This is a genomic window from Pseudomonas sp. GL_091, from assembly GCF_057837725.1.
Genome location: NZ_CM174451.1, coordinates 5,071,378 through 5,083,883, shown reverse-complemented (window position 1 = coordinate 5,083,883; position 12,506 = coordinate 5,071,378). Strand labels below are relative to the sequence as shown.

The 12,506-nt window shown below is 62.1% G+C and carries 14 protein-coding genes and 1 pseudogene; 10 read left to right on the top strand and 5 right to left on the bottom strand.

Annotation, left to right across the window (positions count from 1 at the left end; translation table 11 throughout):
* Positions 1–61 precede the first annotated feature (61 nt).
* Positions 62–418 carry a 6-carboxytetrahydropterin synthase QueD gene (gene queD, locus AC3ITY_RS23085; protein ID WP_489305180.1) on the bottom strand — a complete coding sequence of 119 codons (357 nt, stop codon included), beginning with the start codon at positions 416–418 and terminating at the stop codon, positions 62–64.
* 74 nt (positions 419–492) lie between these two features.
* Positions 493–1,572 (bottom strand): patatin-like phospholipase family protein, encoded by a 1,080-nt coding sequence (locus AC3ITY_RS23080; protein WP_489305179.1) that lies wholly within the window; start codon positions 1,570–1,572, stop codon positions 493–495.
* Positions 1,573–1,773: 201 nt separating this feature from the next.
* Between AC3ITY_RS23080 and AC3ITY_RS23075 the strand changes: the two genes are divergently transcribed.
* From AC3ITY_RS23075 to AC3ITY_RS23065, 3 genes are read left to right on the top strand one after another with little or no spacing between them, the layout of a single operon-like run.
* Positions 1,774–2,094 carry a PepSY domain-containing protein gene (locus tag AC3ITY_RS23075; RefSeq protein WP_489305178.1) on the top strand — a complete coding sequence of 107 codons (321 nt, stop codon included), beginning with the start codon at positions 1,774–1,776 and terminating at the stop codon, positions 2,092–2,094.
* 3 nt (positions 2,095–2,097) lie between these two features.
* Complete coding sequence (locus tag AC3ITY_RS23070) at positions 2,098–2,766, top strand: response regulator transcription factor (RefSeq protein ID WP_489305176.1); 669 nt, start codon at positions 2,098–2,100, stop codon at positions 2,764–2,766.
* Positions 2,763–4,079, top strand: coding sequence for a sensor histidine kinase (locus AC3ITY_RS23065; protein ID WP_489305174.1), 1,317 nt, complete (start codon positions 2,763–2,765; stop codon positions 4,077–4,079). Before AC3ITY_RS23070 ends, AC3ITY_RS23065 begins: the two co-directional genes overlap by 4 nt.
* 74 nt (positions 4,080–4,153) lie before the next feature.
* Here AC3ITY_RS23065 and AC3ITY_RS23060 read toward each other — a convergent pair whose 3' ends face one another.
* A complete protein-coding gene (locus AC3ITY_RS23060; RefSeq protein ID WP_489305172.1) occupies positions 4,154–5,830 on the bottom strand; it encodes an MFS transporter in 1,677 nt (558 codons plus the stop codon).
* A gap of 364 nt (positions 5,831–6,194) precedes the next feature.
* On the opposite strand from AC3ITY_RS23060, the gene AC3ITY_RS23055 reads away from it, so the two are divergent.
* From AC3ITY_RS23055 to AC3ITY_RS23040, 4 genes and pseudogenes are all read left to right on the top strand, one after another.
* Entirely contained in the window at positions 6,195–7,511 is a 1,317-nt protein-coding gene (locus AC3ITY_RS23055; protein WP_223460800.1) for a Na+/H+ antiporter family protein, read from the top strand.
* Between the two features lie 212 nt (positions 7,512–7,723).
* A pseudogene (locus AC3ITY_RS23050) lies at positions 7,724–8,548 on the top strand (cache domain-containing protein); the annotation flags it as partial.
* Between the two features lie 36 nt (positions 8,549–8,584).
* The gene (locus AC3ITY_RS23045) at positions 8,585–9,406 is read left to right on the top strand and encodes a methyl-accepting chemotaxis protein (protein ID WP_489310978.1); all 822 of its coding nucleotides are present in this window, start codon (positions 8,585–8,587) and stop codon (positions 9,404–9,406) included.
* 183 nt (positions 9,407–9,589) lie between these two features.
* The gene (locus AC3ITY_RS23040) at positions 9,590–9,751 is read left to right on the top strand and encodes a metallothionein (protein ID WP_489305170.1); all 162 of its coding nucleotides are present in this window, start codon (positions 9,590–9,592) and stop codon (positions 9,749–9,751) included.
* 27 nt (positions 9,752–9,778) lie between these two features.
* Here the strand turns inward: AC3ITY_RS23040 and AC3ITY_RS23035 are convergent, their stop codons facing one another.
* On the bottom strand, positions 9,779–10,057 hold the full coding sequence (locus AC3ITY_RS23035; RefSeq protein WP_489305169.1) for a hypothetical protein: 279 nt from the start codon (positions 10,055–10,057) through the stop codon (positions 9,779–9,781).
* A 33-nt stretch (positions 10,058–10,090) separates the two neighbouring features.
* The gene (locus AC3ITY_RS23030; protein ID WP_057714008.1) at positions 10,091–10,318 is read right to left on the bottom strand and encodes a DUF6555 family protein; all 228 of its coding nucleotides are present in this window, start codon (positions 10,316–10,318) and stop codon (positions 10,091–10,093) included.
* A 145-nt stretch (positions 10,319–10,463) separates the two neighbouring features.
* Here AC3ITY_RS23030 and AC3ITY_RS23025 point away from each other — a divergent pair, with 145 nt between their 5' ends.
* The 3 genes from AC3ITY_RS23025 (at position 10,464) to AC3ITY_RS23015 (ending at position 12,506) form a co-directional block, all read left to right on the top strand.
* A complete protein-coding gene (locus AC3ITY_RS23025) occupies positions 10,464–11,243 on the top strand; it encodes an AraC family transcriptional regulator (RefSeq protein ID WP_489305167.1) in 780 nt (259 codons plus the stop codon).
* Positions 11,244–11,348: 105 nt separating this feature from the next.
* The gene (locus tag AC3ITY_RS23020; protein ID WP_489305165.1) at positions 11,349–11,522 is read left to right on the top strand and encodes a DUF1427 family protein; all 174 of its coding nucleotides are present in this window, start codon (positions 11,349–11,351) and stop codon (positions 11,520–11,522) included.
* Between the two features lie 27 nt (positions 11,523–11,549).
* Positions 11,550–12,506, top strand: a complete 957-nt coding sequence (locus tag AC3ITY_RS23015; RefSeq protein ID WP_489305163.1) for a quinone oxidoreductase family protein — start codon at positions 11,550–11,552, stop codon at positions 12,504–12,506.

Below are 12,506 nucleotides of genomic sequence, written 5' to 3'. Positions count from 1 at the left end.
CAGCCCGCGGTGCTCTGGCGTCCATCGCGAGCAAGCTCGCTCCTACAGGGGGGCGGTGTCTTTATTCGCCGCGATAGATGCAACCGCTGGTGCAGGTCTCGTGGATACGGATCGCACTTAGCTCCGGCAGCAATGGCTTCATTTCCAGCCAGATAAACTTGGCCAGCACTTCGCTGGTCGGGTTTTCCAGGCCAGGAATGTCGTTCAGGTAGTTGTGGTCCAGGCGCTCGTACAGCGGCTTGAAAATCGCCTTGATTTCCGAGAAGTCGCGGATCCAGCCGGTATGCGGGTCGAGGTCGCCGCTCAGGTGGATGGCCACTTTGAACGAGTGACCGTGCAGGCGCCCGCACTTGTGGCCGTCCGGTACGTGGGGCAGGCGGTGGGCGGATTCGAAAGTAAATTCTTTGAAGATTTCCACAGTTTTTCAGCTCTGTTCAGGTGGCGTTCGCCGCAGCGATTCGGGCAGGCGGCGAGTTTACCAGTTTGTCCTGACTAAAGGGTCAGCAAGCGCTCGCCGAGGCGACCGTTGGCGGCCAGTTCGAGGAATTCGTCGCCCAGGCGGCGGCTTTCATCCATGGTCGTGCGCCAGTATTTCTGCCGGCTCGGGGCATCGCCCATGAAGCGCTTGAAGTCGTTACGGTCCGGCAGTTTGCCGTAGGGCAGGCGCGCCAGGTATTCCTTCGACGGTGCCAGCAACAGCACGTTCTGCAAGCGAGCCGGGCAGGCGCGGCGCCACGGCAGGGTCTTGTCGAACCAGCCGGGAATCACCCGGTCGGTGAAGTGCGGGTAAAGCACGATGTCATTGCCGCTGTAGGGCAGGTCCAGGTGGTAATCCAGCAGACCGCCGTCGCGGAAGGTGCCGGCGCCGGCGCCCGGCAGGTCGCGCACGCCTTCCATCACCATCGGGATCGAGCCCGATGCCAGCAGGGCCTGGCGCAAATTGCCGGCATTGAGGGCGACGAAGCGCGACGGGAAGTCGTTCAAGGCGTCGACCGGCGGCGCCAGGCGTGGGTCGTGGATGATCAGGCGTTCGAAGTGCCGTGCCAGCCGCGCCCGGCCGCGCAGGTTGTCGGCGATGACCGATGACAGGCCCAGCCCCAGGCGGCCGCGATGATCGTCGGCCAGCAGGCCGTGGCTTTTGACCACCATGATGTTCAGGCGGTAATCGTTGTTGCCGAGGATCGAGGCATCGCGACCGTCGAGCAGGTCATTGAGCATGCGCTGTGAACTCTGGCTGATCTGCGCCATGGTCACGCCCTTGGCAAAGTGTTGCTCGGTGTACAGCTGCCCGAGACGCCGGATGCCCTCGGCGGCGTCCGGCAGGCAGGCGCAGGCGAAGCGCCAGGAACCCACCGATGCACCAATCAGCGAGCGTTCCCGCGGTGCCGCCGGCAGCCACTCGCCGAACAGAGCCAGGTCCAGCCCCTGAATCCCCAGTGCCTTCGGACCGCCAGCCGCGCCAGGCAGGGTGCCGACGTCAGCGGCGTTCAAGCCGTTGTCCCGGATGTGCGCAAAGGCACGTGGACCGGCCTTGAGGGTCAGGGAAGGGAACTTGATGTGGATGGCGGTCATTGCGGTCTCGAAGTGTGGCAAGCGGAGGAATTATACGCACCCCTGTAGGGGCTGGCCGTGATGGCAATTCAGTTTCAATTAAGTTCAGCGGGTTAAGGTGGCCCGCCTGTACCCCCGATGCAACGCTGGTACCATTGTGGCTTTCGCTCTGGAATTAGACCCGGTCAGCGGGCAGTGACTCAAGGATCATCAGGATTGGTAATGAAGGTGTTTCTACTCAATCGATGTTTCGCACACAGGATGGCGCTGCTGCTTCTGGCATTTTGCTCGGCAGTGATGGCCCGTGATCTGGATCAGGATGAAGCCCTGCGCCTGCGTCAACAGGGCGTGATCCTGCCGCTGGAGCAACTGCTGCAGCAGGCGATGGATCGCTACCCCGGTGCGAAACTGCTGGAAGCCGAGCTCGAAGAAAAACACGACGTCTACATGTATGAAGTCGAGCTGCTGACCCCGGAAGGCGTGGTCCGCGAACTGGGCATCGACGCCACCACCGGCCGTTTACTCAAAGACAAGGAAGACTGATCCATGCGTTTGCTGCTGGTGGAAGACCATGTGCCCCTGGCCGACGAACTGCTGGCCGGTCTGAACCGCCAGGGGTATGCGGTGGACTGGCTGGCCGATGGTCGCGACGCGGTGTGTCAGGGCAGTACTGAACCTTATGACCTGATCATCCTCGACCTCGGTTTGCCGGGCGTGCCGGGGCTAGAGGTGCTGGCGCAATGGCGCGCGGCGGGTCTGGCCACGCCGGTGCTGATCCTGACGGCCCGGGATTCCTGGGCCGAACGCATCGAAGGCCTCAAGGCCGGCGCCGACGATTACCTGACCAAGCCATTCCATCCCGAAGAGCTGTTTTTGCGCATCCAGGCGTTGCTGCGCCGCTCCCATGGCCAGGTCAACCAGCCAACGCTCAAGGCCGCCGGGCTGCATCTGGACGAAGGTCGCCAGTGCGTTGTGCGCGACGGTGCGGACATTCAGCTGACCGCCGCGGAGTTTCGCCTGTTGCGTTATTTCATGCTGCACCCCGAACAGATCCTCTCCAAAGGCCACCTCGCCGAACACCTCTACGACGGTGAAACCGAGCGCGATTCCAATGTGCTGGAAGTCCACGTCAACCACTTGCGCCGCAAGCTCGGCAAAAGTGTGATTGAAACCCGTCGCGGCCAGGGTTATCTGTTCGGCGGGCAAGCCCGGTGAGATCGATCCAGCGCCGCTTGAGCCTGGGCCTGATCAGCGTGATGGTGGTCGTTGGCCTGGTGCTGGCGCAAACCAGCCTGTGGCTGTTTGAAATGGGGTTGCAGCGCTACCTCGAAGCCGGGTTGCGCAATGACAGCGAGAACCTGTTGGCGGCACTGGTGCGCGGGCCGCAAGGCTTGCAACTGGATGAGCGACGTCTGTCACCGGCCTATCAGCGGCCGTTCTCCGGGCATTATTTCCGCATTGATCTCGCCGACGGCCACTGGCGTTCCCGTTCTTTATGGGATCAGGAAATGCCGGTGCTCGATCACCCCGGCCTGCACGGCAACCTGCAACTGGGGCCGGAAGGGCAACAGTTGCTGGTGCTGCGCACGGATTATCGACGTTCAGGATTGCCGATCTCCATCAGTGTCGCCGAGGATTACACGCCAATTCGCGAAAGCTTCCGGCGCATGCAACAGCTCGGGTTTGGCCTCGGATTGACAGCGCTGCTGCTGATTCTGCTGCTGCAACGGATTACCGTGCGCCGGGCCTTGCGTCCGCTGGAGCAGGCTCGCGAGCAGATCGCGCAGTTGCAACAGGGCCAGCGCTCGCAACTCGATGATCAGGTGCCGGTGGAACTGGAGCCACTGGTGGCGCAGATCAACCATTTGCTGGCCCACACCGAGGACAGCCTCAAGCGCTCACGCAATGCCCTGGGCAACCTCGGCCACGCCTTGAAAACCCCGTTGGCGGTGCTGTTGAGCCTGGCTTCAAGCGAGCAACTCGACGCACACCCGCAACTGCGCAAGACCCTCAAGGAACAACTGCAACAGGTCGAGCAGCGGCTCAATCGGGAACTCAATCGTGCGCGGTTGTCCGGCGATGCGTTGCCGGGCGCACTGTTTGATTGCGATGCTGAACTCCCCGGGTTGCTGGCAACCCTGAACATGATCCATGGCGACCACCTGGCGCTGAGCTACCGCGCACCGGCCGGCCTGCAATTGCCCTGGGATCGTGAAGACCTGCTGGAACTGTTGGGCAACCTGCTGGATAACGCCTGTAAATGGGCGGATGCCGAGGTTCGCCTGAGTGTGGCCGAGACTGCTGAGGGCTTTGAACTCAGCGTAGAAGATGACGGGCCGGGCATTCCCGAAGAGCGTCGCGATCAGGTGTTTGGTCGAGGTACGCGGCTGGATGAGCAAACCCATGGGCATGGTTTGGGGTTGGGTATCGTGCGCGACATCGTCGATAGCTGGGGCGGCAAACTGTCGTTGCTGGAAAGCGAGTGGGGCGGGTTGAAGGTCGTCATCGAGTTGCCTAAACACACCTGAAGTCTACCGGTCAGGACTCCGAACCTGTGGGATCGCCGCACCGCCGCTCCCACAGGGATAGTGGGGTGTCAGATTCAAGTGTGACGAATCTCCCGATCCTTGGTTTCCGGCATGAAGAAAATACCCAGCACCGCCGTCATCACCGCGATGACAATCGGATACCACAGCCCGTAATAGATATCCCCCGTGGCCGCCACCATGGCAAACGCCACCGTCGGCAGGAAGCCACCGAACCAGCCGTTGCCGATGTGGTAGGGCAGTGACATCGAGGTGTAGCGGATGCGCGCCGGGAACAGTTCCACCAGCCAGGCGGCAATCGGCCCGTAGACCATGGTCACGTAGATCACCAGGATCGTCAGCAGTAGCAACACCATCGGGTAGTTGGTCTTGGTCGGGTCGGCCTTCTCGGGGTAGCCGGCGTCCTTGAGGGCGGTGGCGAGGTTGGCGGTAAAGGCGTCGTTTTTGGCCTTGAAGTCGGCGGCCGGCATGCCGGTGCCCTCGAAGCTCTCGATCACTTTCTCGCCAATGCGCACCTGCGCAACGGCGCCCGGCTCGGCGTTCACGTTCTTGTAGGGGATGGCCTTTTTGGCCAGCACGGTCTTGGCCAGGTCACAGGAGCTGGTGAATTTGGCCTTGCCCACCGGGTCGAACTGGAACGAGCACTGGCCGGGATTGGCGACTACCGTGACCGGATTCTTCTCCTGCGCAATGAACACGTCGGGGTTACCGTATTGGGTCAACGCATGGAAGATCGGGAAGTAAGTCAGTGCCGCGATGATGCAGCCGGCCATGATGATGCCCTTGCGGCCGATGCGGTCGGACAGGCTGCCAAAAATGACGAAGAACGGCGTGCCGATCAGCAGCGAGCCGGCGATCAGCAAATTGGCGGTCTGCGGGTCGATCTTCAGCGTCTGCAGCAGGAAGAACAGCGCATAGAATTGCCCGGTGTACCAGACCACCGCCTGACCGGCGGTACCGCCGAGCAGGGCCATGATCACGATCTTGAGGTTGTCCCAGCGGGCGAAGGATTCGGTCAACGGTGCCTTGGAGGACTTGCCTTCGGCTTTCATTTTCATGAACACCGGTGACTCGCTCAGTTGCAGGCGGATGTATACCGAGATAATCAACAGCAGGATCGACAGCAGGAATGGAATCCGCCAGCCCCAGGCTTCGAAGGCTTCAGTGCCCAGAACGGTACGGCAGGCGAGGATCACCAGCAGTGAAAGAAACAGGCCGAGGGTGGCTGTCGTCTGAATCCACGAGGTGAAGTAGCCGCGTTTGCCCTTGGGTGCATGTTCGGCCACGTAGGTCGCTGCGCCACCGTACTCACCGCCCAGCGCCAGGCCTTGTAGCAGGCGCAGGCTGATCAGGATGACCGGCGCGGCGACGCCGATGGTTGCGTAGCCGGGCAGCAAACCCACCACGGCCGTGGAAATACCCATGATCACGATGGTGATGAGGAACGTGTGTTTGCGCCCGATCATGTCGCCCAGCCGACCGAACACGATGGCGCCGAAGGGCCGCACGGCGAAGCCGGCGGCGAAGGCGAGCAGGGCGAAGATGAAGGAAGTCGTTTCGTTGACACCGGCAAAGAAGTGCTTGGCGATAATCGCCGCGAGGGAGCCGTACAGGTAGAAGTCATACCATTCGAACACGGTGCCCAGGGACGAGGCGAAGATGACCTTGCGCTCCTCCCTGGTGATTCCGCGGTTGGGCGTGCTGCCCGTGGCTGTAGTGTCGATTGCTGCCATGAGTATTCTCCGTCTTGCTCTTGTTGTAGGCCGGAGTTCCCACCATCACTTACCGTACCCAGGCCCTGGGGCTGATGTCATCGGATTACGTGGCTTGCATTCAGGTTGACGCCAGAAAATGCTGCAAGGTTCCATGAAGCATAATCACCTTATGGCAGATATCCACTCGCCATCCTTGATTGAGCCGCGCGCAGAAAAAATGTGGGAGCGCAATCCGTTGCACACTCAGAGTCCCCACGAGCTTTGACACCGCGCCCACTCTGCGGCAAAGTGCGCGCCCTCTAATAAAACCCATTCCTTTTATCCGCTGGCGGCTCTCGCAGACTGCCGGCCGGACTCTTTTCGCTTGCCCAGAGGTATGACAATGAATGCAGTAATTGCCGCGGTCGGCATCATGCTGATCCTCAGCCTGTCCCGCGTGCATGTGGTGATCGCCCTGATCGTCGGTGCGCTGGTCGGTGGCTTGACCGGGGGCCTGGGTATCGAGGCGACGCTCAAGGCTTTCAACAGCGGCCTCGGCGGCGGGGCGACGGTGGCGTTGTCCTACGCCTTGCTCGGCGCTTTCGCCGTGGCCATTGCCAAGTCCGGCATGGCCCATGCGCTGGCCGACAAGGCCCTGGCGATGGTCGATCGCCAGCACGCCAGCGGCGGTGGCCAGGTCAAATGGCTGCTGATCGGCCTGCTCTGGGTCGTGGCCATCGCCTCGCAGAACATCCTGCCGATCCATATCGCGTTCATTCCGTTGCTGGTGCCGCCGCTTCTTTATGTGCTGACCAAGCTGCAACTGGACCGTCGCCTGATCGCCTGCGTCATGACCTTCGGCTTGATCACGCCCTACATGTTCCTGCCGGTGGGCTTCGGCAACATCTTCCTCAATGAAATCCTGCTGGCCAACGTCGCCCGCAGCGGTGTGGACATCAGCGGCATCAATGTGACCCACGCCATGGGCATTCCGGCCCTGGGCATGGTGGCGGGCCTGCTGATCGCGTTTGTCAGCTACCGCAAGAAGCGTGTCTACGACCTGGCGAAGATCGAACAGGTCGAGCAAGTGGCGGTGCAATACAACCCGCTGAGCCTGATGGTGGCCGGTGTGGCCATCGCGGCGGCGTTCATCATCCAGTTGTTGCTCGATTCGATGATCATCGGTGCACTGGCCGGCTTCCTGATTTTCTCGGTGTCGGGCATCGTCAAATGGCGCGACACCGATGACCTGTTCACCGAAGGCATGAAAATGATGGCGATGATCGGCTTCATCATGATCGCAGCCTCCGGGTTTGCCGAAGTGATGAAGGCCACCGGCGAGGTGCAGACGCTGGTCGAGTCGTCGGCGTCGTACATCGATCACAGCAAGGGCGTTGGCGCGTTGCTGATGTTGCTGGTGGGGTTGCTGGTGACCATGGGCATCGGTTCGTCGTTCTCCACCGTGCCGATTCTGGCGGCGATCTTCGTGCCGCTGTGCGTGCAACTGGGCTTCAGCCCGTTGGCCATCGTGTGCATCGTCGGCACGGCCGGTGCCCTGGGTGACGCCGGTTCGCCGGCTTCGGACTCGACCCTGGGCCCGACCTCCGGCCTGAACATCGATGGCCAGCATCATCACATCTGGGACACCGTGGTCCCGACCTTCCTGCACTACAACCTGCCGTTGCTGGCGTTTGGCTGGGTGGCCGCGATGGTCTTGTAATCCCGATGGCCCTGTAGGAGCGAGCCTGCTCGCGATTTCGGTCTGTCAGCCAAGTAAATGTTGACTGTGCCACCGCTATCGTCGGATCGCCGCCCGGAGCAGGCTCGCTCCTACAAGGGATCTTCAATGGTCCCTCTAATCGCGTTCAACTTTTGATTTGGCATGCCGTTAAAGCTTTTAACCACGCCAACAAAATCAAAAGAGTGAACGTCATGCGCATGAGCCTCAAGGCCAAAGTCCTGTCCCTTGCCGTCCTCCCGGTGTTGCTGTTTGCGCTGGTCATCAGCCTGACCACGCTGTTCATTCTGCAGGATCAGGCGCGCAAGGAAGTCGAGCAGACCCGCGAGCGCTTGCTCAGCGATGCCAAGGCGACCCTGCAAAGCTACGTGGCCGTGGCCATGACCACGATCAAACCGCTCTACGACGCGGCCGCCCCCGGCGATGGGGCGGCGCGGGCCCAGGTGATCAAGCTGCTGTCGAGCATCACCTATGGCAAGGACGGCTACTTCTTCGGCTACGACTCCAACACCGTGCGCCTGTTCAAGGCCAACAGCCCCGAAGGCGTGGGCCAGAGCTTCAAGGACAACCGCGACCCGAACGGTGTCTACGTCAACCGCGACCTGGTGAAAGTCGCCAAGGACGGTACGCACTACCTGCAATACAGCTCGCCATTGCCCGGTAACACCCAGGTGCTGGTGCCCAAGCTCGGCTACACCGAATACCTGCCGAAGTGGGACATGGCGGTCGGCACCTCGGTCAACCTCGACGGCATCGAAGCACAAGTGGCCGTGGTCGAAGCCAAGGTCCAGGAGCGCATGCAAGGCATGGTGCTGAGCATCGTCGGCGTGGCGGTGGTGGTGCTGCTGGTGATCGCTGCTGCCGGGATGCTGCTGGCCAACACCATTCTGCGTCCGCTGCACTTGATGAAAGCCAACCTCGACGACATCGCGGCAGGCGAGGGCGATCTGACCCGCCGCCTGACCATCACCAGCCAGGACGAACTCGGTGAACTGGCCGGCTCGTTCAACCGGTTCGTCGACAAGATCCACGGCCTGGTGCGGCAGATCACCGAAATGACCTCGCAACTGACCGGGCTGGTGAATCAGGTGTCCGATCAGGCCAATCGCTCGGACCAGGCCATGGAGCGTCAGCGTCATGAGACCGATCAGGTGGCCACGGCAATCAATGAAATGTCGGCCGCCGCCCAGGAAGTGGCCAAGAGCGCGCAAAACGCCGCGGTCGCCGCCCAGCAGACCGACGAAGAAGGGCAGGCAGCCAAGCGCGTGGTGGCCGGCAGCATCGAGAAGATCCATGCCCTGGTGGACGACATCCGCAGCAGCGGCGTGTCCCTGGACAGCCTGCAAAAAGACGTGTCGTCGATTGTCAGCGTGCTCGGGGTGATCCGCTCGATTGCCGAGCAGACCAACCTGCTGGCGCTCAACGCGGCCATCGAAGCGGCCCGCGCCGGTGAGGCCGGGCGCGGCTTTGCGGTGGTGGCCGATGAAGTGCGGGCGCTGGCCAGCCGCACGCAAATCAGCACCCAGGAAATCCAGGGCATGATCGACCGCTTGCAGGCCGGCACCCGCTCGGCGGTGGAGGCGATGCGTCGCTCCAGCGAGGCCGGCGACGGCACCTCGGCCCAGGCCAACGAGGCGGGGGCTTCGCTGGACGCCATGGCCCAGCTGATCGCGACCATCAATTCGATGAACGCACAGATCGCCAGTGCCGCCGAAGAACAGACCGCCGTGGCCGAAGAGATCAACCGCAGCGTGCATCAGATTGCCGTGGCGGTGGACAGCGTCGCCGACGAAACCCAACTCGGCGCGCAAACTTCCCGCAGCCTGGCCGACCTCGGTCAGCGCCTGGGCAGTCTGGTGGGACAGTTCCGGATCTGATTAAAACATCTGTGTCGAGCGAGCTTGCTCGCGCCGGGCTGCGCAGCGGCCCAAAAAACTTGTGAGCGCTGCGCACTCAAACGGGAGCAAGCTCCCTCGCCACAAAAGATCGCAGCCTGCGGCAGCTCCTACACTTACGGTGTGCATCTGAGCATTGGCGACCACACAAGAGGAGTCAGACCCATGATTGACCGCGAAAGTATCTGCGATTGCCCGAAATGTTCCTGCAAACTCGGTGAACATCCGATTGCCCGTCACGGCAAGCATTACTGCTGTGAAGCCTGCGCCAAACACCATGAGCACGGCGAGGAGTGCGTTTCCCAAAGCTGCAAGTGTGCCCACTGAAAACCACGGCACACGCAAAAGTGGAGCCTAGTCCGGCTCCACTTCCAGCCTGAGGCTGTCATCCTCCAGGCGTTCGCTGTGGCGGACGGTGCCTTGCAAGCGCCGCCCTTCGACCCGCACCACCAAGGTCTTCGCTTGCTCAAGATCCTCCGGCAGTGGCGCCTCGACGCGTATGGCGAAGCAAAATGGGTCATTTTCGACCTGTTCCAGACCGATCCGGCACTCGGCGCTTTTAGTGATACGTCCGATTGGCGTGTCCAGACCGTAGTCCAGCTGCGCAGGGCTGTTGACGGGTGTTGTGCTCATATCCCTTCCCCCGAACCTGATGGTTACCGGATATTAGTTCGCCGGCCGCCACTTGACGTTTTCCACGCCGAATTTTTCAGCCATCGGCTTGCTGGTCTTTTGCACCTTCTCGCGTCCAAACCGGGGGATTCGCCCCACCCCCGCGTCACAGCTCGCCCAATGCCAGGCCTCTGCGTTATCCATTTTTTCCAGTCGGATGATGAATGACTTCGGAGCGCCATGGAGGGTGTACTCAATGACGAATAATTTTGCACTGTTCATAAAGCTCCGGTTCCTCCCTGTTGTACATAGAAGGATCGCGCGCCATCAGGAAAATTCACTCGGTTTGTCGGAAGGCGGCGGTTGCTGGCGACAAGTTCGGTGCCTCGTTACCATGGGGCCTTCCCGATCCCAATGAACATAGACCATGGCCCTCGCCGCCCCGCCTGACCTGAGTGACACCGATGTACCTGTGCAGCCGCTGGCGCGCACCTATCCGCGCGGGTTGTACATCGAGCCCCATGAGCACGTGTGGGGCCAGTTGCTGTATGCGATGAGCGGGGTGATGTGGGTCGAGACGCCGCACGAAGCACTGGTGGTGCCACCGCAACGGGCGGTGTGGTTGCCGCCCGGCGTGCCTCATGGAATTCGCGTGGTGTCCGACCTGCAAATGCGCAACATCTACTTGCGGCCGTCCCTGGCTGCGACCCTGGATGACAGCGTGCAAGTCATTGAGGTCGGCGGCTTGCTGCGCGAACTGATCGTCGGTCTGGTGGAGCAGGGCAACGACGGGGCGCCCGAGTATTACGACGCGCTGGTGGGCCTGGCGCTGCTGGAGCTCAAGCGGGCCAGGCGTTCGTTGCTGAAAATCCCGTTGCCGGACGATTCCGACCGACGGCTGATGAACCTGTGTCAGGCGGTCATGTCCGCGCCCTCGCTGGAGATTCCGTTCGAACAGCACGCGGAATCTGCCGGTGCCAGCGTGCGGACCCTGGCGCGGCTGTTCAAGGACGGTCTGGGCATGGGCTTCGCCGAGTGGCGGCGTCAGGTGCAATTGGCCACGGCGGTGGCCGAGTTGATCCAGGGCGTACCGGTCAGCGCGATTGCCCGGGAGCTGGGCTATTCGCCGAGCAGCTTCAGTGACATGTTTCGGCGTGAACTGGGGGTTGCCCCTTCGCAGTTTCCTGCGGCGCAACGCCAGGACTGAGTTCGCCGACGCCATGCTTTGGCCGAAATTCAGAAGCACTTGGCCGATGCTCACCAGCGTCGCCCTCTAGACTCAGCGCATACCTCAATTGCCCTGGAGTCTGCCATGAACTACCTCGTGTCACTGGCCATCGGTCTGGGCGTCGGTCTGCTCTACGGCGCCCTGGATTTTCGTTCCCCTGCACCCCCGGCCATCGCGCTGGTGGGCCTGCTCGGCATGCTCGCCGGCGAAAAGCTCTGGCCGATGGGCCGAGAGCTGGTGACTGGCTGGATCTCCTGAACCCCTTTTGACTCGATGGATACGCCCATGAAAGCTCTGCAGTTCGATAAAACCGGTGATCTCTCGGCCCTGCGCTATGTCGAGGTGCCTGATCCCGTGCCCGGCGCCGATGAAGTGCTGGTCGAGATCAAGGCCGCCGGCCTCAACCCCAGCGATGTAAAGAACGTGCTGGGGCGTTTTCCCTACACCACCTTGCCGCGGATTCCCGGTCGTGACTTTGCCGGTGTTGTCGTGGCCGGCCCGCAGGCGCTGATCGGTCAGGAAGTCTGGGGCACGGGCAAGGAACTGGGCTTTTTCGCCGACGGTTCCCACGCGCAGTTCGTCAAGCTGCCGGCCAATGGCGTGGCGCTCAAACCCACGCATTTGAGCTTCGCCCAGGCCGCCAGCCTCGGCGTGCCGTACACCACGGCGTGGGATGCACTGGAGCGCAGCCTGGTGACGGCCGAAACCCGATTGCTGGTTATCGGTGGCGGAGCGGTCGGCAGTGCCGCGCTGGCCTTGGCCAAGGTGCGCGGTGCCCGGCTGTTGGCGGCCGCGCGGCGTCCGGAACAGGTCAAGGATTTGCAGGACCAGGGCTACCAGACCCTGCAACTGGATAAACCCGAAGACCTCGGGGCTCAGGTCAACGCGGTCTATGCTGGCGGCGCCGACGTGATTTTCGACACCACCGGTTTCTGGCTGCCGGCCTCGGTGCCTGCCCTGGCCGCGTTTGGCCGCATCGCGATCATCGCGGCCCCCGTGGACGGTCACGTGCAGTTGCCGGCCCTGGCGTTGTATCGCAAGGGTGGCTCGGTGGTGGGAATCAACTCGCTGCTGTACGGGGCGCAGGCGTGTGCGGCGATGCTCGATCAGTTCGGCAAGTTTTTCGATCAGGATTTGTTGCCCCTGCCACAAGGCTTGTTCGAGTCGCCATTGGCCGAAGGGCTGGAGCGTTATGCCGAGGTGAATCAGGGCAGTGGTGAGAAGGTGATTCTGCTGCCTTGA